At 60.3% G+C, this 24,545-nt stretch carries 21 protein-coding genes; 12 read left to right on the top strand and 9 right to left on the bottom strand.

Features of this window, described 5'->3' with window-relative positions; translation table 11 throughout:
* Window position 1 precedes the first annotated feature (1 nt).
* From PH547_RS15725 to PH547_RS15680, 10 genes are all read left to right on the top strand, one after another.
* Window positions 2-811: an ABC transporter ATP-binding protein gene (locus PH547_RS15725; RefSeq protein WP_260304764.1), complete on the top strand. Its 810-nt coding sequence runs from the start codon at window positions 2-4 to the stop codon at window positions 809-811.
* Window positions 808-1,776 (top strand): ABC transporter ATP-binding protein, encoded by a 969-nt coding sequence (locus PH547_RS15720; protein ID WP_260304765.1) that lies wholly within the window; start codon window positions 808-810, stop codon window positions 1,774-1,776. Before PH547_RS15725 ends, PH547_RS15720 begins: the two co-directional genes overlap by 4 nt.
* A 1-nt stretch (window position 1,777) precedes the next feature.
* Window positions 1,778-2,251 (top strand): GNAT family N-acetyltransferase, encoded by a 474-nt coding sequence (locus tag PH547_RS15715; RefSeq protein ID WP_285168787.1) that lies wholly within the window; start codon window positions 1,778-1,780, stop codon window positions 2,249-2,251.
* A gap of 48 nt (window positions 2,252-2,299) precedes the next feature.
* On the top strand, window positions 2,300-4,216 hold the full coding sequence (locus PH547_RS15710; RefSeq protein ID WP_285168786.1) for a beta-N-acetylhexosaminidase: 1,917 nt from the start codon (window positions 2,300-2,302) through the stop codon (window positions 4,214-4,216).
* Window positions 4,217-4,344: 128 nt separating this feature from the next.
* Window positions 4,345-5,169 carry a class I fructose-bisphosphate aldolase gene (locus tag PH547_RS15705; protein ID WP_285168785.1) on the top strand — a complete coding sequence of 275 codons (825 nt, stop codon included), beginning with the start codon at window positions 4,345-4,347 and terminating at the stop codon, window positions 5,167-5,169.
* Between the two features lie 21 nt (window positions 5,170-5,190).
* A complete protein-coding gene (locus PH547_RS15700; RefSeq protein WP_260304769.1) occupies window positions 5,191-6,345 on the top strand; it encodes a Gfo/Idh/MocA family protein in 1,155 nt (384 codons plus the stop codon).
* Window positions 6,345-7,016, top strand: a complete 672-nt coding sequence (locus PH547_RS15695) for a D-lyxose/D-mannose family sugar isomerase (protein WP_260304770.1) — start codon at window positions 6,345-6,347, stop codon at window positions 7,014-7,016. The genes PH547_RS15700 and PH547_RS15695 overlap by 1 nt, the downstream gene beginning before the upstream one ends.
* The gene (locus tag PH547_RS15690; protein WP_260304771.1) at window positions 7,016-8,071 is read left to right on the top strand and encodes a carbohydrate kinase family protein; all 1,056 of its coding nucleotides are present in this window, start codon (window positions 7,016-7,018) and stop codon (window positions 8,069-8,071) included. The genes PH547_RS15695 and PH547_RS15690 overlap by 1 nt, the downstream gene beginning before the upstream one ends.
* 86 nt (window positions 8,072-8,157) lie before the next feature.
* A complete protein-coding gene (locus PH547_RS15685) occupies window positions 8,158-8,946 on the top strand; it encodes an L-iditol 2-dehydrogenase (protein ID WP_260304772.1) in 789 nt (262 codons plus the stop codon).
* A gap of 78 nt (window positions 8,947-9,024) precedes the next feature.
* Window positions 9,025-10,035, top strand: a complete 1,011-nt coding sequence (locus tag PH547_RS15680; RefSeq protein ID WP_260304773.1) for a zinc-dependent alcohol dehydrogenase family protein — start codon at window positions 9,025-9,027, stop codon at window positions 10,033-10,035.
* Window positions 10,036-10,062: 27 nt separating this feature from the next.
* On the opposite strand, the gene PH547_RS15675 is transcribed toward PH547_RS15680, so the two are convergent.
* Both PH547_RS15675 and PH547_RS15670 read right to left on the bottom strand, forming a co-directional pair.
* Window positions 10,063-11,082, bottom strand: coding sequence for a LacI family DNA-binding transcriptional regulator (locus PH547_RS15675; protein ID WP_260304774.1), 1,020 nt, complete (start codon window positions 11,080-11,082; stop codon window positions 10,063-10,065).
* 207 nt (window positions 11,083-11,289) lie between these two features.
* Window positions 11,290-12,177: an MBL fold metallo-hydrolase gene (locus tag PH547_RS15670; protein ID WP_260304775.1), complete on the bottom strand. Its 888-nt coding sequence runs from the start codon at window positions 12,175-12,177 to the stop codon at window positions 11,290-11,292.
* A 265-nt stretch (window positions 12,178-12,442) separates the two neighbouring features.
* On the opposite strand from PH547_RS15670, the gene PH547_RS15665 reads away from it, so the two are divergent.
* Window positions 12,443-13,726, top strand: coding sequence for a cystathionine gamma-synthase family protein (locus PH547_RS15665; RefSeq protein ID WP_260304776.1), 1,284 nt, complete (start codon window positions 12,443-12,445; stop codon window positions 13,724-13,726).
* 148 nt (window positions 13,727-13,874) lie between these two features.
* On the opposite strand, the gene PH547_RS33945 is transcribed toward PH547_RS15665, so the two are convergent.
* From PH547_RS33945 to PH547_RS15655, 3 genes are all read right to left on the bottom strand, one after another.
* Window positions 13,875-14,150, bottom strand: coding sequence for a GCG_CRPN prefix-to-repeats domain-containing protein (locus PH547_RS33945; protein WP_104826233.1), 276 nt, complete (start codon window positions 14,148-14,150; stop codon window positions 13,875-13,877).
* A gap of 176 nt (window positions 14,151-14,326) precedes the next feature.
* Window positions 14,327-14,806 carry a VOC family protein gene (locus PH547_RS15660; RefSeq protein WP_260304777.1) on the bottom strand — a complete coding sequence of 160 codons (480 nt, stop codon included), beginning with the start codon at window positions 14,804-14,806 and terminating at the stop codon, window positions 14,327-14,329.
* A gap of 161 nt (window positions 14,807-14,967) precedes the next feature.
* Window positions 14,968-16,821: an ABC transporter ATP-binding protein gene (locus PH547_RS15655; RefSeq protein ID WP_285168784.1), complete on the bottom strand. Its 1,854-nt coding sequence runs from the start codon at window positions 16,819-16,821 to the stop codon at window positions 14,968-14,970.
* A 217-nt stretch (window positions 16,822-17,038) separates the two neighbouring features.
* Here PH547_RS15655 and PH547_RS15650 point away from each other — a divergent pair, with 217 nt between their 5' ends.
* On the top strand, window positions 17,039-18,016 hold the full coding sequence (locus PH547_RS15650; protein ID WP_260304779.1) for a L,D-transpeptidase family protein: 978 nt from the start codon (window positions 17,039-17,041) through the stop codon (window positions 18,014-18,016).
* A 45-nt stretch (window positions 18,017-18,061) separates the two neighbouring features.
* Here PH547_RS15650 and PH547_RS15645 read toward each other — a convergent pair whose 3' ends face one another.
* The 4 genes from PH547_RS15645 to PH547_RS15630 all read right to left on the bottom strand — a co-directional run bounded on the left by PH547_RS15645 (window position 18,062) and on the right by PH547_RS15630 (window position 24,517).
* On the bottom strand, window positions 18,062-19,189 hold the full coding sequence (locus PH547_RS15645; RefSeq protein WP_104826237.1) for an adenylate/guanylate cyclase domain-containing protein: 1,128 nt from the start codon (window positions 19,187-19,189) through the stop codon (window positions 18,062-18,064).
* Between the two features lie 113 nt (window positions 19,190-19,302).
* Window positions 19,303-22,362: an efflux RND transporter permease subunit gene (locus tag PH547_RS15640; RefSeq protein WP_260304780.1), complete on the bottom strand. Its 3,060-nt coding sequence runs from the start codon at window positions 22,360-22,362 to the stop codon at window positions 19,303-19,305.
* A complete protein-coding gene (locus PH547_RS15635; protein WP_104826239.1) occupies window positions 22,359-23,444 on the bottom strand; it encodes an efflux RND transporter periplasmic adaptor subunit in 1,086 nt (361 codons plus the stop codon). Before PH547_RS15635 ends, PH547_RS15640 begins: the two co-directional genes overlap by 4 nt.
* A complete protein-coding gene (locus PH547_RS15630; RefSeq protein ID WP_260304782.1) occupies window positions 23,441-24,517 on the bottom strand; it encodes an efflux RND transporter periplasmic adaptor subunit in 1,077 nt (358 codons plus the stop codon). The genes PH547_RS15635 and PH547_RS15630 overlap by 4 nt, the downstream gene beginning before the upstream one ends.
* Window positions 24,518-24,545: the final 28 nt, after the last annotated feature.

The following is a 24,545-nucleotide window of genomic DNA, read 5'->3' as shown; positions in this document are numbered from 1 at the left end:
AATGAACCTCTCCTCCAATCTCGTGGAAGTGCGTGGGCTGCAGGTGGATTTCCTGACCCAAAACGGTCTCTTCACCGCCGTCAAGGGTGTGGATTTCGACATAAAGCGCGGCGAAGTGATGGGGCTTGCCGGCGAAAGCGGCTGTGGAAAATCGACCATAGCCTTCGCCCTGATGCGGCTGCATCGCCCGCCGGCGATCATCTCGAAGGGCGATATCCGTATCGACGGGACCGATGTGCTCGCGCTTTCCACCCGCGCCCTGGAGCAGTGGCGCTGGCGCAAGGCGTCCATGGTGTTCCAGAGCGCCATGAGCTCTCTCAATCCGGTGCTGACGATCTTCGAGCAGTTCAGGGACGTGCTGTCCAGGCACGACGGAATGGGGAAGGACGAGGCACGGGCGCGCGCCGAGACGCTGATGCGGCTCGTCTCCATCTCCTCTGACCGACTTGACGACTATCCGCATCAATTGTCCGGCGGCATGCGCCAGCGTGTCGTGCTCGCCATCGCGCTCGCGCTCGAACCGCAGCTCGTGATCATGGATGAGCCGACGACTGCACTTGACGTGGTCGTTCAGCGGGAGATCCTGCAGGAGATCGTCACGCTCAAGGAAACGCTCGGCTTTTCCATCCTCTTCATCACCCATGATCTGGCGTTGATGGCACAGTTTGCCGATCGGATTGCCATCATGCTGAAGGGGGAAATCGTCGAAACTGCGCCCGTCGCGGATATCGTTGCCGCACCCCGGCATGAGTATACGCGTCGCCTTTGGGAGGCGATGCCGCGGCTCGGGCACGCGATGGAGGTGGTATGACGGACGATAATTTCTCACCGCTGCTCGAACTCAAGAACGTCAGCAAAACCTTCTTGCTGAAGCCGTTGTTCGGGCAGGAAAAGCGGGTCGATGCGCTTCGGAACGTGTCTTTGAAACTGGAGGCGGGAAGGGCGCTGGCGATCGTCGGCGAATCCGGGTCCGGAAAATCGACCGTGGGACGAGCAGTCACCCGGCTCTTCCAGCCGACATCGGGCAACATCCTGTTTGCGGGTCGGGATATCGGCGGCCTCACCACGGCAGCCGACCAGATGAGTTACCTTCGCATGGTGCAGATGGTGTTCCAGGACCCCTTCGCGGCGCTCAATCCGGCACACAGGATCCGCCATCACCTCTTCCGCCCTCTCATCTTGCATCAAGGCTTAAAGGGCGATGCGTTGAAGGCGGCTGCGCGTCAGACGCTCGCCGATGTCGAACTCGATCCCAACGTGACGCTCGATAAATATCCGCATGAGCTTTCGGGAGGACAGCGCCAGCGTGTCAATCTCGCCCGCGCGCTTGCAGTCGATGCACGGTTGATCGTTGCGGACGAGCCGACATCCATGCTCGACGTCTCGATCCGCCGCTCCGTGCTGGACCTCATGCGCCGGCTGAAGCTCGAACGTGGCATCGGCTTCCTTTACATCACCCACGATATCGCGACGGCGCATTATATTGCCGAGGATACGGCCGTGATGTTTGCCGGTCAGATCGTCGAATATGGCCCGTCGGCCAGCGTGATCCGCAATCCGCAGCATCCCTATACGCGGCTGCTGCTCTCGGCCGTGCCCGATCCGGCCGTCAGGATCGCGGGCCGTAGCGGCGAACAGGGGCAATCATTCTCCACGCATGCCGAGACGGTGCGCGACGCATCTCGCAGGCCGGTCGGGCAATCGGTGGAGGTTACGCCCGGCCATTTCGTCTTTCATCATATCGACATGAACCCATCGACAGGGGAGGCCGCGTAGCATGTCTGATCTTCTGGTCCGTCTTTACGACCTGCCGGCCTATGACGACGCGAAAGTGCGCGCGCATGGCATCGAGATACGCCGGGCGCTGACGCCGGAGCGCAGCCTGGTGCTCGGCTGGATCGAAAAGCATTTTGGCTTGAAATGGGCCGCCGAAAGCGAAACGGGCTTCGGCAGCCATCCGATCACGACCTGGATTGCGGTCAAGGATGGCGAGATGTTGGGCTTTGCCTGCGGCGACGCGATTGCCAAGGGCTTTTTCGGGCCGACTGGGGTCGCGGAGGACCAGCGCGGCAAGGGCGTCGGCGAAGCGCTGTTGTTTGCCGTGCTCTATGGCCTGCGCGAGGCCGGGTATGCCTATGCCATTATCGGCGATCCGGGCCCTGTCGAATTCTACCGCAAGCGCCTCGACATCCTCGAAATCCCCGGATCATGGCCCGGTATCTATCGCGGCATGCTCCGCACTTCCTCCTGACATTCCGCAAGCATTGTTTCGCCCTCACCGAAATCTGAAAGCACCACCATGACGTCAGCACCATGTCATCTCGAAGCCTGCTGGGAACCTATCGAAGGCACGACCGGCCGTTTCGAATTCACGCTCTTCAATTTTACCGATGAGACCCTCACCGGTTTCCGCCTTGCCTATACGTCGCTCACCCGCACGGCCGACACTCATGTGTGTCAGGGCGCGACGCTGCTGCGCCGCAATGCCAATTTTCACGAATATGCGCCGCCGGCCGAGCTTGCGCTCGCACCGGGCGAGCAATGGACCTTTCGTGTGTCCGGCCTGACCCGTCCGGCGAAACATTGCACCGACGGTGTGAAATCCGCCTATATGACCTTGAGCGATGGACGCGCCCTGCCGGTCACATTCGGCGATCTGATGCTCAAAGGCCGAAAGAGCACGGCCGCACCGGCGCTTCTTCCGGAAGGACGGCTCGACCAGCCTTTCTCGCTCTTGCCCTGGCCAGCCGAATGCCGTCTGACGGCAGGCGGTGAGGTGCCGGTGGCGCTCTATCCCGCACCGGGGAGCGGACCTGTGCATCGCAAGACGATGGTGGCCGTGCTCCGGCTTTTCCAGCGGCTCTTTCCCGCCGCGAACGTGCCCTTCAGCCTCACCGCCGTCGAAGGCGGCGTGCCGGTGATATTCGCGTCGTCATCGCTTTCCAAGGAAGGCTACGCGCTTGATTTCTCGCCGGGCGGCATCCGCCTGACAAGCTGGGATGCAGCCGGCCTGCAATATGGGCTGACCACGCTTGCGCAGATGCTGCATGGCGCCCGGACCGAGCCTGCAAGATTCAAATTTCCGGTCGCCGGGCGAATTTCCGACCAGCCGCGCTATGCCTGGCGCGGCTGCCATCTCGATGTCTCCAGGCAATTCTATCCCGCGGCCGATATCTCCCGCCTTCTCGATATCCTGGCCTGGAACAAGCTCAATATCTTCCATTGGCACCTGACCGACGACGAGGCCTGGCGCATCGAGATCAAGGCCTATCCGGCGCTGACCACGATCGGCGCGCGGCGCGGCCCGAATGAAATCCTGGTGCCGCAACTGGGCGATGGCGCCGAGGTTCGCGAGGGGCACTATTCGCAGGAGACCGTCCGGGAGATCGTTGCGCATGCCGCTGCGCTCCATATCGAGATCATCCCGGAAATCGATATTCCGGGCCATTGCACGGCAGCCCTCATGTCCATTCCCGAACTGGCCGATGGCCAGGAGGCGCCCGACAGCTACCGCTCGGTTCAAGGCTATCCCAACAATGCGCTTAACCCGGCAATTCCCGCCACATATGAGTTTCTCGGCAAAGTCTTCGACGAACTGATCGAGCTTTTTCCCTCCGACTACGTCCATGTTGGCGGCGACGAGGTCGCTAATGGCTCATGGCTCGCTTCGCCGCTCTGCCGCAAATTGATGGATCAGGAAGGCATAGAAGGAACGTTCGGCCTCCAGTCCTATTTTCTGGGCAAGGTCAAGGCGATGCTCGATGCGCGCGGCCGAAAGCTCGCCGGCTGGAACGAGGTCGCCCATGGCGGCGGCGTCAATGCGGAAAACACGCTGCTCATGGCATGGGAGAACCAGAAGGTCGGCATCGAGCTTGCCCATGAAGGCTATGACGTGGTGATCACGCCCGGCCAAGCCTATTATCTGGACATGGTCCAGGCCGAGGATTGGCAGGAGCCCGGCGCGAGCTGGGCGGGCACCGTGCCTCTTCATTATACCTACACCTATGAGGCGGAAGGCGATTTCCCGGATGAGCTTAAACATAAGCTCAAAGGCATTCAGGCCTGCATCTGGAGTGAGAATTTCATCTCCAAGGCCTATTTCAACCATCTCGTCTTTCCTCGTTTGAATGCGATTGCGGAAGCGGCCTGGACTCCCAAGCCTCAGAAAGACTGGGAGCGCTTTGCCGCGATAACGCGGCTCAGTCCCTTGCTTTGATTGAATTGGTAGGGATTGCCAGCCGTTCAATGCATAACGATATATGGAAACGATACCACATTTATTGACTCGCAGTCCTGACCCGCATATCCTCCCGTATGGAAACGTTACCATATGGGAGGAAGCGAATGAAATCCGCGCGGCTCAACCGCCTTTTTGGCGTGTCTGGAAATTGCTTCGACGTCGCCATCGATCACGGCATGTTCAACGAGCGGACTTTTCTCGCTGGGATCGAGGACATGAAGACGGCCATCAAGGTGATCGCCGATGCCGCGCCCGATGCCATTCAGCTTCCGCCCGGCACGGCGCCTCTGCTGCAGGCAATCCCCGGCAAGCAGCGCCCAGCATTGGTGCTGCGCACTGACATTGCCAATATCTACGGCAATCCGCTGCCTTCGACGCTGTTTTCCGAAATGATCGACCGGGGCGTCGAGCAGGCCGTGGCGCTGGATGCCGCCTGCGTCGTCGTCAATCTTCTGATGCTGCCGGACCAGCCCGAAGTCTATCGTGCCTGCGTGCGCAACGTGAATAGTCTGAAGCGTGAATGCGAGATCTACGGCATGCCGCTGATGGTCGAACCGCTGGTCATGCAGGACAATTCAAAGGGTGCCTACATGGTCGACGGCGCGATCGACAAGATCCTGCCGCTGGTGCGTCAGGCAGCCGAACTCGGCGCTGACATCATCAAGGCCGACCCATGCGACAATGTCGCGGAATATCATCGCGTCGTCGAAATCGCTCAGGGTCTTCCGGTGCTGGTGCGCGGCGGCGGCCGCGTTTCGGATCAGGAAATCCTGACCCGGACAAAGCAGTTGATGGAACAGGGCGCCCGGGGCATCGTCTATGGCCGCAACGTCATTCAGCACAACAACCCCGCAGGCATGACACGGGCGCTGATGGCGATCGTCCATGACGGGGCTTCGGTCGAAGATGCCTCCCGGCATCTCGCCTGACGCATCTTGGGAGGAGGAGGCATGACAAAAATATTCCGCTTCGGCGTCATCGGCTGTGGTCTGATGGGGCGCGAGTTCGCGAGCGCTGCGGCGCGCTGGCTGCATTTGGCCGATATGAAGGCGCGGCCAGAAATCATCGCCGTCTGCGACACCAATACGACGCTGCTCGACTGGTTCAGGGACAATGTGCCGACGGTTCGGCAATTCACCGCCGACTATAAGGAGCTTCTGGCCAATCCCGAAGTCGATGCGGTCTATTGCGCCGTCCCGCATGTGCTGCACCAGGACTTCTATATCGATGTCCTGAAGGCCGGAAAGCATCTTCTCGGCGAAAAGCCGTTCGGCATGGATGCCGCCCAGAACCGAGCGATCATGGCGGTTCTCGCCGAGCATCCCGAACTCCTGGTCCGCTGCTCGTCGGAAATGCCTTTCTTCCCCGGCGCACAGAAGGTCATCGCGCTCGCTAAAAGCGGTGAGATGGGGGATATCCTCGAAGTCGAGGCGGGCTTCCTGCATTCCTCGGATATCGACCGGCAGAAGCCGATCAACTGGAAGCGCATGGCGGATATCAACGGTGATTACGGCTGCATGGGCGATCTCGGCATGCATGTGCTGCATGTGCCGCTGCGCCTTGGCTGGCGTCCGCAAACCCTGCATGCGCAATTGGTCAAGAAGGTCACCGAACGTCCCGACGGCAAGGGCGGGATGCTGCCTTGCACTACCTGGGACAATGCCACGATCAGCTCCCGCGTGCGCACCGGGGATCAGGATTTCCCCATGGTGTTGAAAACCTGGCGCATAGCGCCGGGTGAATCGAATACCTGGTACATTCGCATTCTCGGCATGAGGAAGAGCGCATTCTTCAGCACAAAGTCGCCGCGCCAGTGGCAGTGGATGGATTATAATGGCGGCGCGCAGGCCTGGAGCACCGAGGATCTCGGATATGGTTCGCTGTTTCCGGCAATCACCGGCAAAATCTTCGAATTCGGCTTTGCCGATGCCATACAGCAGATGTGGGCGGCCTTCGTCGATGAGCTTGCCGGAGGAAATGCCAACGGTTTTGGCTGCGCCACGCCGGCGGAGGCGCAGGCACATCATGCGGTGCTGACGGCCGCTCTCAAATCCGGCCGCGAGGATGCCGTCGTTTCGGTCAACTATGACGGAGCGGCAGTCTGATGAAGCGCTCCGAAATCAACGCCGCGCTGCGGCGCGCAAGCGAGACCCTTGAACGCTGGCATTGGTCTCTGCCGGAGTGGGGCTTTTGGTCGGCGTCGGAATTTGCCTCCCATCCGGAGGCATCGGCCTATCTGCGCGCCCATCAGCTTGGTTGGGATGTCACCGATTTCGGCTCCAACCGCTTCGCCGAATGCGGTCTCGTGTTGTTCTGCCTGCGCAACGGCATTGTTGGTGCCGAGGGCGAGCGCACCTATGCCGAAAAGCTGCTTTTCGTCGAGGAGGGTCAGGTGACGCCGACGCATCGGCACGCGGCGAAGATGGAAGACATCATCAATCGCGCTGGCGGCGATCTCGTCATCAAATTCGCCGCTGCCGATGCTGATGGCAATGCGCTGCAGGATGATGTGATGGTTCCGGTGGATGGGCTGCCGCGCCGGCTCGCCGCATGGGAACCGTTGGTTCTTGCGTCCGGCCAGAGCGTGACGATCCGCACCGGGCTTTATCATCGCTTTTACGGCAGGAAAGGGGGCGGGCCTGTGCTTGTCGGCGAGGTCAGCCAGGTCAACGACGACCATAGCGACAACTTCTTTCTTGAGCCGATCGGGCGCTTTGCCGCGATCGAGGAAGATGAGCCGCCGCTCAGGCCCCTGTGGAACGAGGGAGGAGGCTGATGCGATCGGGGGAGGAGGCTCACGGTGGCGACAGTCAGCAGGGCGGCATCGTCTGCGCGGGAAACTTCATCGTCGATCGCGTCCACACCCTGTCTTATTGGCCCGAACAGGGTAATCTTGCCTACATCGTGCATCAGGATTTGGGTGTCGGCGGTGGGGCGGCCAATGTCGTCACCGACCTCGCCTCGCTCGGGTTTTCCGGAAGGCTGGCGGCGGCGGGATGCATCGGTGCTGATCAGGACGGAGAGATCGTCAAGGCCCGCCTTGCGAATGCCGGCATCAATGTCGAGGGACTTCTGGCGCTCGCAGATCGGGTGACGGCTCACACGCATGTCATGAACGTGCCGGGTCAGAACCGCACCTTCTTCTATCATGGCGGCGCCAACGATGCGCTCACAGATACGCTCATCTCGTCTGCGACCTTTGCTAACGCCGGCTATCGGCTGTTCTATCTCGGCTATCTGATGCTATTGCCCGGGCTCGACCAGATCGGCCCAGACGGTCGTTCGGGGGCATCACGCCTGCTGGAAGCCGCTCGCAGCGCGGGGCTCACGACCTGTGTGGATTTCGTGTCGAGCGAAGATCCGGAATTCGCCGCCAAGGTGGGCGTCGCTCTGCCTTTCTGCGATTTTCTGATCATCAACGAGATGGAGGCGGGTCGGGCAACTGGCGTTACCGTTCGCGATGAAAAGGGAGATCTGAGTGAGGCTGGGCTTTTAAGCGCAGGCAAGCGCCTGCTGGCTGCCGGCGTCACCAAAGGTGTCGTCATCCATGCGCCGGAAATCTGTTTCTGGTTTGCGCCGGACACTTTACCGGTCGTAACGCGCTCGCGGCCCGTCGATCCGCACGATATCGTCAGCACCGTCGGCGCGGGAGACGCTTTCTGCGCTGCCGTGCTCTACGGCCTGCATGAAAACTGGCCTGTCGAGCGTATCTGCGCCGTCGCCCACGCTGCGGCTGCGCGTTGCCTTGCGGGCGCGACGGCCACCGATGGCATCCCCAGCATGAGGGTTCTTCTGGAGGATATGGAGGAGATGAATCCGGTATCCGATTAACCTGTTGAACTCGCATCGGGACCAAGCAAGGAGGAAGCAGGCATGAAGCCAAGCGCAACAGCAGCGGCGAACGAGGAGTTGACACGATGACCTTGGTGCAGACATCTCGACTGTCCGGAAAGGTGGCATTGGTCACGGGAGGCGCGAGCGGTATCGGCAAGGCCGTTTGCGAACGCTTTGCAGCGGAAGGCGCGAAGGTCGTCGTGGCCGATCTGGATGGTGAACGATGCGCGGGGGTCGCGAAGGCGATCGGCCCCGATAGCTGGGGCGTGGCGCTCGACGTGACCAGCCAGGAGAGCATCGACGCCGCGGTGGACTTTTCGATAAAGACCGCCGGCAGGATAGACATACTGGTGAACGCCGCAGGCATCTACGATGTCCAATCCATCCTGGAGATATCGCGCGAGCGCACCGCCAGGGTTTTCCAGGTCAATATCGAAGGCGTGATTTTCATGACGCAGGCGGTTGCCCGGCATATGGTGGAGAGAGGCGAAGGCGGGCGCATCATCAATTTCTCGTCTCAGGCCGGCCGCCGCGGCGAGGGACCGGCCGTCGCTTACTGCGCCTCCAAAGCGGCCGTCATCAGCATCACCCAAAGCTGCGCTCTGGAACTGATCCCATACGGGATCAATGTGAACGCCATCGCCCCCGGCGTGGTCGATACGCCGATGTGGGACGTCGTCGATGCGAAACTTGGGAGTCGCGAAGGATTGCAGCCCGGCGAGGTGAAGCGCCGTGTGGCCGCCGCCGTTCCCGCCGGACGATTTGGGGCGGCGGAAGAACAGGCGGCCATGGCTGCCTTTCTGGCCGGGCCGGATGCGGCATACATCGTCGCGCAGTGCTACAATGTCGATGGCGGCAACGTCATGAGCTGATCATTTAGGCAGTGCGCGCCGGACCGGTGCCGGGTGCGCCATTCTTGCAATGTGGGATCATCAGCGAGGAGGAGAGGAATGAAAGCCGTCCGCTTGGAGTCGATCGCATCCATGACCATGCGCAGCGTCGAGAAACCAGTTGCGCGGCCGGGCGAATTACTCGTCAGGGTCCTTGCCGCCGGCATCTGCGGCTCTGATCGCCACATGTACAAGGGCGAGTATCCGACAGCGATTCCGGTCACGATGGGCCATGAATTCTGCGGCATCGTCGAAGTGGTCGGCGAGGAGGTCATCGGTTTTACCGGCGGTGAGCTGGTGACCGCAGACCCGAATATCGCCTGCGGCCGTTGTCATGCCTGCGCGCGCGGGCGGGTGAACCTGTGCGAGGGTTTGACCGCGATCGGCGTGACGCGAGATGGTGGTTTTGCCGAATATGTGGCGGTGCCGTACCGTCAGGCATTCACGCTGCCTGCCGATCTCAATCCCGTGCACGGCGCTTTCTGCGAGCCGCTTGCCTGCTGCCTTCATGCCATCGACAAGGCCGAGATCCGTGCGGGCGAGAGCGTCGCTATCTTGGGCGGAGGCGTCATCGGCCTGCTCATGGTGCAATTGGCCCGCTTGGCTGGAGCAAGCCAGGTGATTTTGATCACGCGGCAGCTCTCGAGACGGCAGACTGCGCTGCAATTGGGCGCGACGCATGCATTCGACCCGACAGCTTCGGACGCGGTCGCCGCCGTTCGAGACGTCACCCATGGCGGCGCGGATGTCGTCATCGAGTGCGCAGGCGTCCCCGAGACCTTGCAGACCGGTCTGCGGATGGCGCGGCGCGGCGGTAACTTCGTGCTTTTCGGAGTAACGCCTAGAGGGGTCGAGGTGCCTGTCCTGCCGTTCGATCTGCTCGTCAACGAAGTCGATATAAGGCCGGCCTATCTCAATCCGTTCACCCATTCGCGGGCGGCCGCATTGGTCGCGAGCGGGGCGTTGGAGCTGGATATACTGGTGACCAAGACCATAGGTCTCGAAGAGGTCGCGGAGGTGGTGGGTAGCGCGCCATTGCCGGGCGAGATCAAGGTCATTGTCCGACCCTAGCTTGGATCATGCCGTGACCATTCCGCCTCAGCCGCGGGCGGGGCCGGTCGAGTCCCTATGGATTAGGGTGACCGGCACTTTCACGACAGCACCCGCGCGCGGTTCGTGCCCCGCGTGGTGTTCCGCGATCAGCGTTTCCAGGCGCTGTGCCGCCCGCTGCCCGACATCGCGGATCGGCTGTGCGACGGTCGTCAGCCGGGGAAAGATGTAGGCTGCCTCCGGCAGGTCGTCGAAACCGATTACCGAATAATCGCCTGGCACGGAACAACCACGATCCAGAACGGCGTGGATTGCCGCAATCGCCGAAATATCGGTCGTGCCGATGATCGCCGTGATCTCCGGGTGCGCCGTCAGCAGATCCCGCGCCAGTGGGTAGGTTGCCGCGAAGCTGTGTTCCTCGGCCATCGTCACGGCGGCCGGCGCGATCCTGTGTTTCGCCATTTCCTCCGAAATACCCCGGAGGCGAAGCTGAACTGGCTGGCTATGGGCCGGCGCGCCGACGATGCCGATCGACCGGTGGCCGAGGTCGATCAGGTGACGCGCCATCAGGCGGCCGCCTTCCTCATGATCGGCCATGATTGCGTCGTCGGCGATGCCGCTCAGCTCGCGATCGATAGCGACGATCGGAATATGGGCATCCCGCAGGGTCTCGAAGTGCTCGATGCTGCCAAAGGCACTTGCTACGATGACGCCATCGACGCGCTGGGCAAGCAGCATGGACATGTAGCGCGCCTCGTGATCCATGTTCTCCGCTGTGCTGCAGATCAGCGTCTGGTAGCCGCGTTGGAATAATTCCTGTTCGATCGTATGGGCCAGGATGCCGAAGAACGGCACGTCGATCGACGGCAGCATCAGCCCGATCATCCGGCTCGGCGCTCCCCGCAGCATGCGCGCGCCCTTGCTCGGCGTATAGTTCAGCGCGCGAATGGCCGCCTCCACACGCTCCCTGAGCTCGGGCGAGGCATAACCGCTATTGTTGAGCACGCGCGATACTGACGAGACCGATGTTCCGGCGAGTTTGGCGATATGTCTGATGCTGGTCGTCACGTGCTCGTATTCTTTCCCGGGGCTTCGGACAGTCATGAGACGAGCTGCGGAAATTCACCCCACGTCGTCATTGACTTAATCATCAGCAGGGCACGGCATCAAGCATAAGACGAGTCAATCAAGGGCTTTCTGCCGCCGATCAGCAGAGACGGTCCGGCGAACCAACAGGATCGTCAATCGATGCTTCAGCAGCCTCCGAACATAGTCCTATTCGGACTTGTCATCCGCAGTCCATTTGAAATGGTCGCCTTCCGCCGTGATATATCCCACGCCAGGGAACGGAAAATGCGGCGCGAAAATCCTCTCATGACTCTTGGCTAGCGTGTTCAGCGTTTTCACACGGTTCTGCTCCGCTTCCGGCTTGTCACCGTCGAACGATATCGCCCAAGTTGGCTTGGCGAGCGAAATGATGGAGCTGTGAACGGTGTCGCCAATATCGAACAGCCTCTCCTTTCCCGAGGTGATCTGGTAGCCGACATGGCCCGGAGTGTGCCCGCTCATGGCCACGGATGCGATACCGGGGAGAACCTCACCGCCAGGTTTGAACGTCTTCACATGGTCCGCGATGACCTTAACCACGTCGGCCAGTTTTTCATTGGCCTTGGCATAGGACCACTCCGCTTCCGACATGCGGATGGTGGCCTTTGGAAAAGCAAGTTTTCCATCGTGAACCAGTCCGCCAACGTGATCCGGATGAGAATGGGTAATCAGGATTTCGTCGACTGCATCCGCGTGATAACCGGCTTTTGCCAGGCTGCCCTGAAGTGCGCCTCCGACACCGGTATCGATCAGGATGAGGTGCTTGTCCGATTTGACCAGCAGGGTGTCGACGCTAAGCGTGACCGTATCGGTCGGTGCACCCGCCGCTTTCAGCAAATCCGCGACCTCGGTTGGGCTATGGTCGAGACCAAATATCTTCCCGTCATTCGGTTGGACAAACTGGGCGTCGTGCAGGGCGACGATGTCGAGCTTGCCCAATTTGAAGGCCTTCGCATCGGGTTGTTGTTGCGGCATCTGCGCGAAGGCAAGTCCTTGGCTCGCGAACACCAGAGCAGCTACTGCCAGCAATTTTGCTGAAATTTTGCGATCCGTCATGCCAGTTCCCCCTTGAGCGAGAATGTCAGTGCATCCTACCCGACTCTTTTGAGCATGTCACAAATCGGTGTTCCACAAGATCTGAAAAGGATCTGAGGGCGAGCTGAAACTTCGCCATTCGACATCCGACTGATATTCCCGTGCCACGTCATCCTCTTGGCGTAGAGGTGCGGCTCTTTTCACTGCGCGTCGCCGCTCCAAATATCCACTGGTTGTTCGCTCGGACGACGATCCGAGCCTGTGACCTTGATCAAGGAGGCACCCCATGACTGCGCCGCACCCGTCGAAAACCCGTGTCGGAAACCAGATTCTGCATCCGGAAACCCTGATGCTCAACTACGGCTATGATCCCGAACTCTCCGAGGGGGCCGTGAAGCCGCCTGTCTTCCTGACGTCGACCTTCGTTTTCCAGTCCGCCGAGGACGGCCGCGACTTCTTCGACTATGTTTCAGGTCGGAAGGTGCCGCCGGAAGGAAAGGGCGCGGGCCTCGTCTACTCGCGCTTCAATCATCCCAACAGCGAGATCGTCGAGGATCGTCTCGCGGTTTATGAAGGCACGGAAAGCGGCGCGGTGTTCTCTTCCGGCATGTCGGCCATCTCCACCACTCTGCTTACATTCGTCCGTCCGGGTGACGCCATTCTCCATTCGCAGCCTCTCTACGGCGGTACGGAAACCTTGCTCGCCAAGACGTTTTTCAACCTTGGCGTCTCAGCCGTCGGATTCGCTGACGGTGTCGAGGAAGTTTCCATCAGGGCTGCCGCGGAGCAAGCGATGGCCAAGGGACGCGTTTCCATTATTCTGATCGAGACGCCGGCCAATCCGACCAACAGCCTCGTCGATGTCGCAATGATCCGACGTATCGCGGACGCGATCGGTGAGAAGCAGGGGCACAAACCGATCGTCGTGTGCGACAACACGCTTCTCGGGCCGGTCTTCCAGCGTCCGATCGAACATGGTGCGGACCTCTCGCTTTACTCGCTGACGAAGTATGTCGGAGGCCATTCCGACCTCATTGCGGGCGCCGTACTCGGCAGGAAAGCGATCATCGCCCAAGTAAAGGCGCTCAGGGGTTCGATCGGCACCCAGCTCGATCCCCATTCGTGCTGGATGCTGGGGCGATCTTTGGAGACGCTGCAGATCCGCATGGAACGCGCAAATAGCAATGCAATGGCCGTGGCGGACTTCCTGCGGAACCATGCAAAGGTCGAGCAGATTCACTACTTGGCCTATGCCGATGCGAGCTCGGCCACAGGCCGCACGTTCGCAGCCCAGTGCAGCGGCGCCGGCTCGACGTTCTCCTTCGATATCAAGGGCGGTCAGCCTGCCTCGTTCCGGTTTCTGAACGCGTTGCAGGTCTTCAAACTCGCGGTCAGCCTCGGCGGAACGGAATCGCTGGCTTCCCATCCTGCGACGATGACGCATTCGGGCGTGCCGGCCGACGTGCGCCAACGCATCGGCGTATTGGAATCGACCATCCGCCTTTCGATCGGCATCGAGCATCCCGACGATCTCATCGCCGATCTGGGCCAAGCACTCGATGAAGCCTAATGTCAAGCCCCGGTGCGGGCTCTGGCTGAACGCTATCGATTTGGCGTTTTGCTAAGACATGCGGTCGCCCGCTTCTGGGGCAATCCCGCTCAAGCCGCTCCGTGTGAGCGGCTGGGCCGGTCGATTGACCGACCCAGCAAAGTTTCGATCAATAGTAGCGCCAGCCACCGTGCCAGCGCTCACGATGCACCCAATAACGGCGGCCATCCCAGTAGCCGCGTCCATGGTAATAAACACCGACCCTCGGGCCTCCGGGGGGCACGACAACAACCGTGCCGCCGGTCGCGACGTTCGGACGGCAATGGCCATAGGGGCCTCGATGATACCCCGCGCCGCATCCTTGAGCTGCGTTGGCCGTAGAAACGAGTGCGGTTAGTGTTAACGCTGCTGTGGAAGTCAGGGCAATGACAAGTAACTTTTTCATAATGTCTTCCTCTAATCTCCTCCGAAACGCTCCTTGCGCCCGGAATGTCACCGTAACGCCGATTTCTGCATTTTTTTGTCCGAGCTGAAAATTTTTTCGGAATGCTGCCGCAGGCAAGTCCGCTGTTTGATCAGGGGTGGAAGCTCCAGCAAAATCTCGCTCGGTGCGCCGGTGTGTCAGCCGCGCCGCGCCGCCTCGATCGCTGCGACGTCGATCTTCTTCATGGTCATCATCGCATCGAAAGCACGCTTTGCTTCATCACCGCCTATCACGAGCGCTTCCATCAAGACGCGCGGCGTGATCTGCCAGGACACTCCCCACTTGTCTTTGCACCAGCCACACTCACTTTCCTGGCCGCCATTGCCGACGATGGCGTTCCAATAGCGGTCGGTTTCTTCCTGATCGTCCGTTGCGATCTGAAATGAGAAGGCTTCGTTGTGTTTGAACGTGGAGCCGCCGTTCAGGCCGATGCAAGGGACACCCGCAACGGTGAATTCAACCACCAGGACGTCTCCCTGCTTACCCTCCGGATAGTTTCCAGGGGCACGAATGATGGCACCCACTGAACTGTCGGGAAAAGTCTCAGCATAGAAGCGGGCGGCAGCCTCCGCGTCTTTGTCGTACCAAAGGCAGATCGTGTTCTTTGCCGTTGCCATTGCGTAACTCCTTTCGCTGTTCGTTTTTCATTCCCGCTGAGAGCTGAAATAAGAGGCGAACCGTGTTTCTCCAGCCCACATGAGGCATTTTACGCGCCTAAGATGTCCGCTTTGGAATCCAAACGGTCCGGCGTTTCCGACGTAAGCGATCCCGACAAGGATCAATTGATGTCGTCAGGAATAAAGCCGCCGGTCTGGCGTTTCCACAAACGGGCAAACAGCCCGTCCTGTGCGACCAGTTCGTCCGGCCTGCCTTCTTCTATGATGCTTCCCTGATCGAGCACGACGATGCGATCCATCCTAGCAATGGTTGAGAGGCGGTGTGCGATGGCGATCACCGTCTTTCCCTCCATCACCAGGTTGAGCTTTTCCTGGATGGCGGCTTCGGATTCGCTATCGAGGGCGGAGGTCGCCTCATCCAGCACCAGGATCGGCGCGTCCTTCAGCAGAACGCGCGCGATGGCGACACGTTGGCGCTGGCCGCCAGAAAGCTTGATGCCGCGGTCGCCGACGAAGGCATCGTAACCCTTGCGGCCTTCGCCGTCGGCGAGATCGGCAATGAAGGCATCGGCACTTGCCATCGTTGCGACGTGTTCAATCTCGTCCTGCGTCGCCTCCGGCCGGCCGTAACGGATATTGTCGCCGACCGAACGATGCAGCAGCGCGACGTCCTGCGCGATGACCCCGATGTTGCGGCGAAGGCTTGCCTGCGTCACCATGCGGGTGTCCTGTCCGTCGATCAGGATCGTACCGTCCGCGATGTCGTAGAAGCGCAATAGTAGACTTACGAGCGTCGTCTTGCCGGCTCCGGAAAGGCCGACCAGGCCAACCTTCTCGCCGGCCCGGACCGTCAGCGACAGCTCATTGATCACTTGCTTGCCGGACTTATACGCGAAGCGAACGTCTTCGAAACGGATTTCCCCGCGGCTGACGTTCAGCTCGGTAGCGTCTGGTCGATCGATTATGGTCGGCGGCGTCGTCATCACCGGCATGGCGTCCTTGATGGTGCCTATCGCCTGGAAGATCTGCTGGCCCATCTGCAAAAAGGTGAAGGTATGCCCGGACAGCCGTTGGAGGATGTAGACCGCCGCGACGAACTGCCCGACCGTTAGAAAGCCGTTGACGAGGCCGGAAAAACCGATCGAAATCATGGTCAACCAGAGGGCCATGTTGAGTGCCACAACGGTGAGTTCCGCTGTTCGGTAGATGCGTTGTTCCTTGTGTTGCATCCAGACGGCCTTTTGAAGGATGCGGCGGATGGCGCCAGCCTCACTGTCTTCGGCCGCGAACTGTTTGATCATCTGCATGTTGCTGTAGAGATCGGTGATGGCGCCGGAGACGAGGCTACGCTGCTTGGCCGATCGACGCGAGCGTTCCGCAAAGGTTGGCACCAGTCTGACAGCGAACACAACGTTCAGTGCAATCCATATGAGGACCGGTAGCGCGAGCTGCCAGGACAGGGCACTCAGCAAGATCGTCGAGCCGACCATTTGAAAAAGGAAGCGCGGCACCGTTTGGAAGGCGGCAATGATCTGCTGCTGGACCGCCGACGCCACCTGCGACAGTCGCGAGGCGACCTGGCCGGCAAAAAGGTCGTGAAAAAAGGCAAGATCCTGCCGCTCCACCGCCTTGTGACCCTGCCATTGAATGGCGGCAGGCATGGCGACATTGAGCGTATGCGAGTTAAGCGTGTTCAAAAGGAAGGAAGCGACAGGCATGCCCGGAAAGATGAGCAGGCCGAGGACGGTAAGCAGTGGCCATTCGCCGTGCAGAAACGCGACAGCGCCCATATGCGTCACACCGTCAACGATGACCGAAAGCCCCCAGACAATCGTCAGGTTGATAGCCTCGACCGCTATGGAGGCGAGCGCCAGGCCGATCAGAACCCCGCGGAACATCGAGATGAAATGCGGAAGCACGGCCACAGGCCCTTTGGAGGGCAGAGGCCGGTAGGGGATGTCGAGCGGCCGGATCAGTTTTTCGAAGGGACGGTAGATCGCATCTGAAATCGACATGGGCCACTCGGGTCAAAAATCGGAAGGAGGGCGAGGGAGTCAGCTACGCGGACCGCATAGGACCACCTTCCGGATGCAATCTCAATTAGAAATTCTGATGGGTGTAAGTAACGGGAGGTTTGCTGCCGTGACGCCGAAGATCGGCGCAACCGAAGCCTTCGGGGCACGCTGCGGCATGCGGTTGGAACAAGATCCGCTTCTGACCATTTGATGTTCCATGAAAGTCTATGCTGTGATCGCCGTTCTCACGCTCACGCCTTCATTCGGCGGCGCAGCCGTGCAAGCCCTCGGTCCTGAAACGATCAACACAGCGTCCCTTACCTCTGTCGCGCCAAAGCATACCGCCAAGGCGTCCAAGGAGCCGGATCCCGCGATCATCCGCCTCCAGGTGCTGCTCGACCGAGCGGGGTCGTCTCCCGGCGTGATCGACGGCTTCTATGGAAAGAATGTCAGCCACGCCATAGCGGGCTTCGAGGCGATGAACCATCTTCCCATCGACGGAAAGCTTGATCCCGACGTGATCGCACGTCTTGAGACCGACGCATCGATCACCCAAAGTTATCTCGTCACGCCAGAGGATGCCACTGGACTTGTCGACCACATTCCCGATGACTACGGTGAAAAAGCGAAGATGGAGAGCATGGGGTATACCAGCGTGGCGGAGCGGCTGTCGGAGCGGTTCCATATGGATATCGACCTGCTGAACAAGCTCAATCCGGGCTCGGACTTTGCTCCTGGCAAGACGGTTTTGGTCATGGCGCCGGGTTCGCCAAGGGAAGGCCGCGTCAAGCGCATCGAGATCAACAAAAAGACCAGCCAAGTCCTGGCCTATGATCAAAGCGGCGCGCTGCTTGCGGTCTATCCAGCGACCATCGGCAGCCAGGATAATCCTTCGCCGTCAGGGACCCATAAGGTAAAGGGCGTCGCAAGGATGCCGGTCTATCGGTACAATCCGAAACTCAACTTCAAGCAGGGCAGGAATACGAAGATTCTGACCATACCCAAGGGCCCGAATGGGCCGGTCGGCAGCGTATGGATCGATCTCGACAAGCCCACATACGGAATTCATGGAACGCCCGATCCGGAGTTCATCGACAAGGGGCAGTCGCACGGATGCGTGCGCCTTACCAACTGGGACGCCGAGGAACTGGCCGGCATGGTCAAGCCCGGCGTCGTCGTCCACTTCGCCAATTGACGTCGATTCCCATGCGCCCGTCGAGGTAGCGATGCGTGACGCTCGTCAGGCAAGTTTGAACACGCCCGCGGGTTTTGAAACCCCGCGCAACTTGAAGTCTCCCAATTGATCGCATGCAAGGCCGCAGGCAGTTGCGAAGCTTTCGGACAGTAGGAGATGTTCCTGCAGTTCATCGCAGAGTTTTTCGAGCCTGGATGTCTCATTGACCGCTGGCCCAATCACCGTGAAATCCAGCCGTCCACGCGCTCCGATATTGCCGTAAAAAACCTCGCCGAGATGCAAGACGATATCGATGTCGACAGGCGGGCCGGATCGGCGGAGATCGTCATTGTTCAGAGCGGCATTCGCCATAAGCATGTGCCGGGCGGACGCGACAGCGTTCCGGCAGGCTTCCTTCGGGCAATCGATATCGGCCGGGAAGATCGCAAGGACGCTGTCTCCCATGAACTTCAGGATCTCGCCATTGTGTTCCTCGACATTCCGCCCGACCAGTTCGAAACGTTGGTTGAGCATGGCGACGATCTCGTCGCGCGAATGCGATTCCGTCAGGGCGGTGAAGTTGCTGAGATCAGCCAAGAGGATTGCGGCGTAAAGCGCGCCGCCAGCGCCCCTTTGCGTCTCGCCGCCCAGGATATGCACGCTCGTTCTTGCGCCGGTATAGACGGCCAGCATGTCGGTCGCCGTCTTGGTCGCGGCCATGCGGTAGCATGCCAGTCCGAGGCTTGGCAGCAGCGCCTTCAAAGTTTCAAGATGTGCATCGGAGAAGCCGGTGGGACAATCGGTGGTCACGGAGAGGGCCATGCCGCGCAGAGCAACTTCTGTCGGAAAGGACACAAGGTTGACGACGTGGTCGGTCCCGCCTTTTTGCTGGAGCTCGGCCAAGTCAGGGTAGAGATCAACACCGTCTCCCCGCGCGATTTGCCATCTGCCGAAGAGCAGGCCGTTTTCCAGCAGATAAAAGATCGGCGTATGCGTGAAGCTCTCCTCACTGACGCTCTCATATTCGGCATTCTCAGTGACGGCCTCCGCACCTCTGGTAAATCTCGCCGAAACTCCACGGTAAACCGGATGGATGGAAGGCATTGCGATGCTCGCCTGCCATATCGGCAAGCCGTCTGCGATCAGCCGCCGGCATAGTCCGGCGACGAGCTGACCGATGTCGTTGCCGGCCATGCCCTGTTCGATCAGCCATTCGACGTGGTCTTGAATGTTATGTCTCCCCGATAAACCGTCTCATGGCGAACCCGCGCCGTCCGAAGGAGCCGGCGCGGGTTCGCTGTTTCGTATTATGCAGATGCTTTTTCGGCGGCTTCTCTCGGTATCCGGAACCACGTCACGTAAAGGGCGGGCAGGAACAGCAGCGTCAAGACAGTACCGACCACGATGCCGCCCATCATGGCGTAGGCCATCGGTCCCCAGAACACTTCCCGCGAGATGGGGATCAAGGCCAGGGTGGCGGCGGCCGCTGTCAGCATGATCGGCCGCATACGGTGTTCGGTTGCCTCCATCACCGCATGCCAGGCACTCACTCCCGATTTTCTGAGATCCTCGATCTGTACGACGAGAATGACGGAGTTTCGGATCAGGATGCCAATTAGCGCCAGCACGCCCAATATCGCCACGAAGCCGAGCGGCGCATTGCTCATCAGTAGAGCGGCGACCACGCCGATGAGGGCGGTGGGGGCGACCGCAAAGACCAGGAACAGGCGGCTGAAGCTCTGCAACTGGATCATCAGGATTGTCGCCATGACGAAAATCATCATCGGTGCGACAGCGGCGATCGGGCCCTGTGCCTTGGCGCTTTCCTCGACGGCACCGCCGACGACGACCGAGTAACCGACTGGCAGCGTCTTCTTGAATTGCTCGACCTTCTCGTCGAGTTGCTGGACGACGGTCGCCGGCTGGATGTCGCCGGTCACGCCAGCCTTGATCGTGATCGTCGGGATACGCGCGCGGCGCCAGATGGTCGGCTGCTCCAACTCGTAGCGGAAGGTCGCAACGGCTGACAGAGGAACCGCCTTGCCGTTCGAGGCCGGCAATTGCAGGTTCTGGAGCGTTTCGATGGAGCCGCGTTCTGCCGTCTGGGCTCGTCCGATCACATCGATCAGGTAGATGTCATCGCGGATTTGGGTGCTGCTCGATCCTTCGACAATGCCGTTGAGTGCAGTGGCGATGTCTTCGGAGGAGACGCCGAGTTGGCGTGCCTTGTCTTGCAGGACGTCAACCTTGACGACGCGGGCCGGCTCGTTCCAATCGAAGTTGATGCCGTTGAGCGACGGGTTGTCACCCATGATGCCCGCAAAGTCCTGCGCTATGCTGCGGACCTTTTGGATGTCTGGGCCGCTGATCCTGTATTGAACAGGCTTGCCGACCGGCGGACCGATATCCAGCAGCTTTACGAAAGCGTCCGTTCCGGGGAAGGTCTTCTTGAGATAGTCTTGAAGCTCGTCCCGCACCTTGTCGCGCACATCCATTCCCTTCGTGACGATAACTGTCTGACCGAAGGTCACGTCGGGCGTCTGCACGTCGAAGGAGAGGATGAAGCGGGGCGCACCCTGGCCGATATAGCTGGACCAGTGATCAACGCTCGGATTGTTTGCGAGCATCTCCCGTTCGAACTGAGCCATCTGCCGGTTCGTTTCGGTGATCGAGCTGTTGTGCGGCAGGTTCCAGTCGACGATCAGTTCCGGACGGTCCGAAGACGGGAAGAACTGCTGCTGAACATAGCCCATGCCGAAGAGGGAAGACCCAAAGGCAACGATGGTGAGAGCGATGGTCGCCCAGCGGAACCGCATCGCGACCCCGAGAACGCGCGAGAACAGCGAACCGAACCAGCCCTTCTTCTCGTGATGTTTCTTCATGCTTTTCGGCAGGATCGTCACCCCGAGCAGCGGGGTGAAAAGAACCGCGACGATCCAGGAGACGAGCAGCGATACAGCGATCACGACGAAGAGGGTAAAGGTGAACTCGCCGGCGGCACTGTCGTTAAGGCCGATCGGAATGAAGCCCGCGACGGTGACGAGCGTGCCGGTCAGCATGGGGAAGGCGGTCGAGGTGTAAACATAGGTCGCCGCCTTGCGCAGATCGTCGCCGACCTCCAGGCGCGCCACCATCATTTCGACGGCGATCATGGCGTCGTCGACCAGCAGGCCGAGCGCGATAATCAGGGCGCCGAGCGAGATGCGCTGCAGCGAGATGCCCGAATAGCTCATCACCACGAATGTAATGGCAAGGACGAGCGGAATGGAGATTGCAACGACCAGGCCTGCTCTCAGGCCGAGGCTGATGAAGCTGATCGCAAGCACGATAGCGATCGCTTCGAAAAGAGCGCGCGTGAAGCCGGAAACAGCCTCGTCGACCACGGCCGGCTGATCGGAAACCTGATGAACATCGACACCCACCGGCAGAACGCCGACGATCTCGTCAACCTTCTTTTCCAGAGCCTTTCCGAACTCCAGCAGATTGGCGCCCTGCTTCATGCCGATCGCGACGCCAATGGCCGGCTGGCCATTGAAGCGGAAAAGCGCTGATGGAGGATCGACATAGCCGCGCTTGATCGTCGCGACGTCGGTCAGCGGAAAGAAGCGGTCGTTGACCCTGAGATTGATCGACCGCAGGCTATCCTCCGATCTGAACTGGCCGCCTACTCGAAGCGCGATGCGCTCGGGCCCGGCTTCCACGAAGCCGGATTGCGTGACGGCGTTTTGTGCCTGCAGCGTGGAGATGATGGACTGGCGATCGATGCCGAGTGCTGCGATCTTGCGGGTGGAGAATTCGAGATAAACCGCTTCGTCCTGCGCGCCGATGATATCGACCTTGCCGACGTTCGGAACCGTGAGAATTCTGGCGCGCGCATCCTCCACGAGATCGCGAAGCTGTCTCTGGGAGAGACCGTCGCTGGTAAAGGCAAAGATGTTTCCGTAGACGTCGCCGAAGCGATCGTTGAAGAACGGACCCACCACGCCCGACGGGAAATCGCCCTTGATGTCTGCGATCATGTTACGGACGCGAACCCAGGTGCTTTCCACATTCTTGGCTTTTGTCGTCGGAAGCAGATTGACAAAAATGGTCGTCTGCCCGGCAACGGTTTGGCTGCGGGTATAGTCAAGGGACTCGAGTTCTTCGAGCTTCTTCTCGATACGGTCGGTCACCTGCTTGGTGACTTCCTCAGCGGAGGCACCCGGCCATTGCGCCTGGATGACCATGGTCTTGATGGTGAAGGACGGGTCTTCTTCGCGGCCGAGTCCCATATAGGAAAACACGCCGGCGAGAATGAAGACGATCATGAAATACCAGACCATCGAACGGTGTTCGAGCGCCCAGTCGGAGAGGTTGAAGGTCTTCAAAGTTGATTCTCCTGCGTGAGTTTGACCCTCTGGCCTTCGGTCAGGTGATGGACGCCGGCTATCGCGACGCGATCGCCTATATTGAGGCCGCCGACGATCCGCACCCTGTCCGGATCGCTGAAGGCGCTATCCAGAGTTACCGGCTTGCGGAATACCGTCGCTTTCTCGGGATCGATCACCCAGACGCCCGGCTGGCCGTCTTTGTCCAAAATGGCGGTTGATGGGAGAGACGTGGTCGGCGCGCTGTCGACGACAGCACTTGCCGTGATGATCGAGCCCAGGCGAAAAGCGTCCGGCGGGTTGGTAAGCGTTATCTTCGTTCGCCTGGTCCGTGTGGTCGCCTCTGCTTCAGGCGCGATCTCACGCACGATGCCCGTGACCCTTATGGTCGGATCAAGCTGCAGGGCGATCTCGAACGGCGAACCCGGCTTCAGACCGTCAAGGCTTGCTTCCGGAATGTCGATGACAGCTTCGCGAACATCCGGGCGCGCGATGGTCGCTACGGTCTGCCCCGCCGAGACGACCTGGCCGACTTCCGCCGACGTCGCGGTGACGACGCCATCGAACTCCGCTTTCAATTGAGCGTAGCCTAGCTGTTCTTCTGCCTTCGCCAGATTGGCTTGCGCCTTGGCGACGGAGGCAATGGCCGATTTTTGCGCCTGCTCGGCGCTTTCGAGGGCGGCTTCACTGCCAGATCGGGATTCGGCAAGCGCGCGCTGGCGCTCTTCCGACGCCGACGCGTTGGTCAATTGCGCCTGGCTGTTTGAAAGATCGGCGCGGCTGCTTCGGACTGCAAGTTCGAGAGAAAGGGGATCGATGGCGGCGACCACCTGCCCCTTTGTAACGAGGTCGCCGACATTGACGTCGCGCGCTACGACCCGGCCCAGGACACGAAAGCCCAGTTGGGTTTCGATTCTGGGTTCGATCGTGCCGGGCAGGTGCAGGCTGACCACCGGCTCTGGTTTGATAACGGTCGACAAAACCGGCCGCACCTTCTCTTCGGTGTCTGCGGACTTCACCTCGCAGGACGTCAGCATCGATGTGGCCAGCAGCAGCGATGCTGCAATTAAAGAGTTTCTCATTTCGCGGCCTCTTGGGAATGGTCGACATGCTGACCGGGGCGCAGGAATTTGCCGCCTTCGGCAACCACGATTTCATGTGGCTTGAGGCCGGCGCTGACCGCGAACTGTCCGGTGTCATATTCTGCGACTTGAACTTTGCGTAAGGAGACTTCGCTCGTGGTGGGGTCGACGACCCATACCGCCGGCTGTCCACCCGCCGACGCCATGGCGCCCCACGGAAGGACGATTGCCTCTGCCGAGGGCATGCTGAATGTCCCGGTGACAGCCGCTCCGAGCGGCATGCTGGCGCCATCTTCCAGCCCGACCTTGACCTTTATCGTGCCGGTGGCGGCATCGATCGTCGGCGATATTTCCCGCACTGCGGCGGATACCCGCTTGGAAGCGTTGGAGATCAGAGCGACCTCAACCTGCTTGTCGGGCTGGTCCTTGAGAAACAGGGACTCAAAGACATTGAAGACGGCATCGCGGGGCCCGTCATGGGCGAGCGTGAATACCGACTGCACAGCCTGCGCCACTTGGCCGACCTCGGCATTGCGCTCCGTGATGACCCCGTCCGCGTCGGCGCGAAGTTCCGTGTAGGAAAGGGCATCCTTGGCGGTTTCAAGCTGGGCCTTGGCGACCTCCTCGGTCCCCTGAGCCGTCAGAAGCGTCTCACGGGCGGAGTCGTAGGCGGCACGGGTCGTGACTTGGTTTTTGAAGAGGCTTTCCTGGCGCGCGGCCGCCAACTGTGCTTGCGTGAGCTGTGCTTCCGCTGCCTGAAGGCTGGCCGTCGCCACGTCGACGTCTGCCCGCTGCTCTTCGGGATCTATCTTTGCTAGCAGATCGCCCGCTTTGACCTTCGCTCCGACATCGACGTTTCGCTCGATGATCCTTCCGCTGACGCGGAACGAAAGCTCCGATTCAATCCGGGCCTTTACTTCGCCGGTAACGGTCGTCCTTGCCGTCGGTTTGCTGAGCATTGCCTCAACGGTTCTGACACTCTGCGGCGCTTGTGTCGCGTGCTTTTCGTTCTGATCGCACGAGGACAGCGCAAGCGTCAGCGCGAGCCCCATAATGATTGCTAACTTATCCATTTCATCCCCTCGATGGCGGAATTCATGA

Origin of the sequence: Rhizobium cerradonense, assembly GCF_030182455.1 — a bacterium.
Taxonomy (GTDB): Bacteria; Pseudomonadota; Alphaproteobacteria; order Rhizobiales; family Rhizobiaceae; genus Rhizobium.
This window is presented reverse-complemented; position numbering and strand designations above follow the sequence as displayed.

Excerpts from the sequence above, each read along its gene's own strand:
- PH547_RS15685 (WP_260304772.1), top strand. The coding sequence starts at position 8,158 with ATGACCTTGGTGCAGACATCTCGACTGTCCGGAAAGGTGGCATTGGTC.
- PH547_RS33945 (WP_104826233.1), bottom strand. The coding sequence starts at position 14,150 with ATGAAAAAGTTACTTGTCATTGCCCTGACTTCCACAGCAGCGTTAACA.
- PH547_RS15645 (WP_104826237.1), bottom strand. The coding sequence starts at position 19,189 with ATGGCCGGCAACGACATCGGTCAGCTCGTCGCCGGACTATGCCGGCGG.
- PH547_RS15635 (WP_104826239.1), bottom strand. The coding sequence starts at position 23,444 with ATGAGAAACTCTTTAATTGCAGCATCGCTGCTGCTGGCCACATCGATG.
- PH547_RS15720 (WP_260304765.1), top strand. The coding sequence starts at position 808 with ATGACGGACGATAATTTCTCACCGCTGCTCGAACTCAAGAACGTCAGC.
- PH547_RS15655 (WP_285168784.1), bottom strand. The coding sequence starts at position 16,821 with ATGTCGATTTCAGATGCGATCTACCGTCCCTTCGAAAAACTGATCCGG.
- PH547_RS15695 (WP_260304770.1), top strand. The coding sequence starts at position 6,345 with ATGAAGCGCTCCGAAATCAACGCCGCGCTGCGGCGCGCAAGCGAGACC.
- PH547_RS15700 (WP_260304769.1), top strand. The coding sequence starts at position 5,191 with ATGACAAAAATATTCCGCTTCGGCGTCATCGGCTGTGGTCTGATGGGG.
- PH547_RS15660 (WP_260304777.1), bottom strand. The coding sequence starts at position 14,806 with ATGGCAACGGCAAAGAACACGATCTGCCTTTGGTACGACAAAGACGCG.
- PH547_RS15680 (WP_260304773.1), top strand. The coding sequence starts at position 9,025 with ATGAAAGCCGTCCGCTTGGAGTCGATCGCATCCATGACCATGCGCAGC.
- PH547_RS15670 (WP_260304775.1), bottom strand. The coding sequence starts at position 12,177 with ATGACGGATCGCAAAATTTCAGCAAAATTGCTGGCAGTAGCTGCTCTG.
- PH547_RS15630 (WP_260304782.1), bottom strand. The coding sequence starts at position 24,517 with ATGGATAAGTTAGCAATCATTATGGGGCTCGCGCTGACGCTTGCGCTG.
- PH547_RS15690 (WP_260304771.1), top strand. The coding sequence starts at position 7,016 with ATGCGATCGGGGGAGGAGGCTCACGGTGGCGACAGTCAGCAGGGCGGC.
- PH547_RS15650 (WP_260304779.1), top strand. The coding sequence starts at position 17,039 with ATGAAAGTCTATGCTGTGATCGCCGTTCTCACGCTCACGCCTTCATTC.
- PH547_RS15665 (WP_260304776.1), top strand. The coding sequence starts at position 12,443 with ATGACTGCGCCGCACCCGTCGAAAACCCGTGTCGGAAACCAGATTCTG.
- PH547_RS15725 (WP_260304764.1), top strand. The coding sequence starts at position 2 with ATGAACCTCTCCTCCAATCTCGTGGAAGTGCGTGGGCTGCAGGTGGAT.
- PH547_RS15715 (WP_285168787.1), top strand. The coding sequence starts at position 1,778 with ATGTCTGATCTTCTGGTCCGTCTTTACGACCTGCCGGCCTATGACGAC.
- PH547_RS15710 (WP_285168786.1), top strand. The coding sequence starts at position 2,300 with ATGACGTCAGCACCATGTCATCTCGAAGCCTGCTGGGAACCTATCGAA.
- PH547_RS15705 (WP_285168785.1), top strand. The coding sequence starts at position 4,345 with ATGAAATCCGCGCGGCTCAACCGCCTTTTTGGCGTGTCTGGAAATTGC.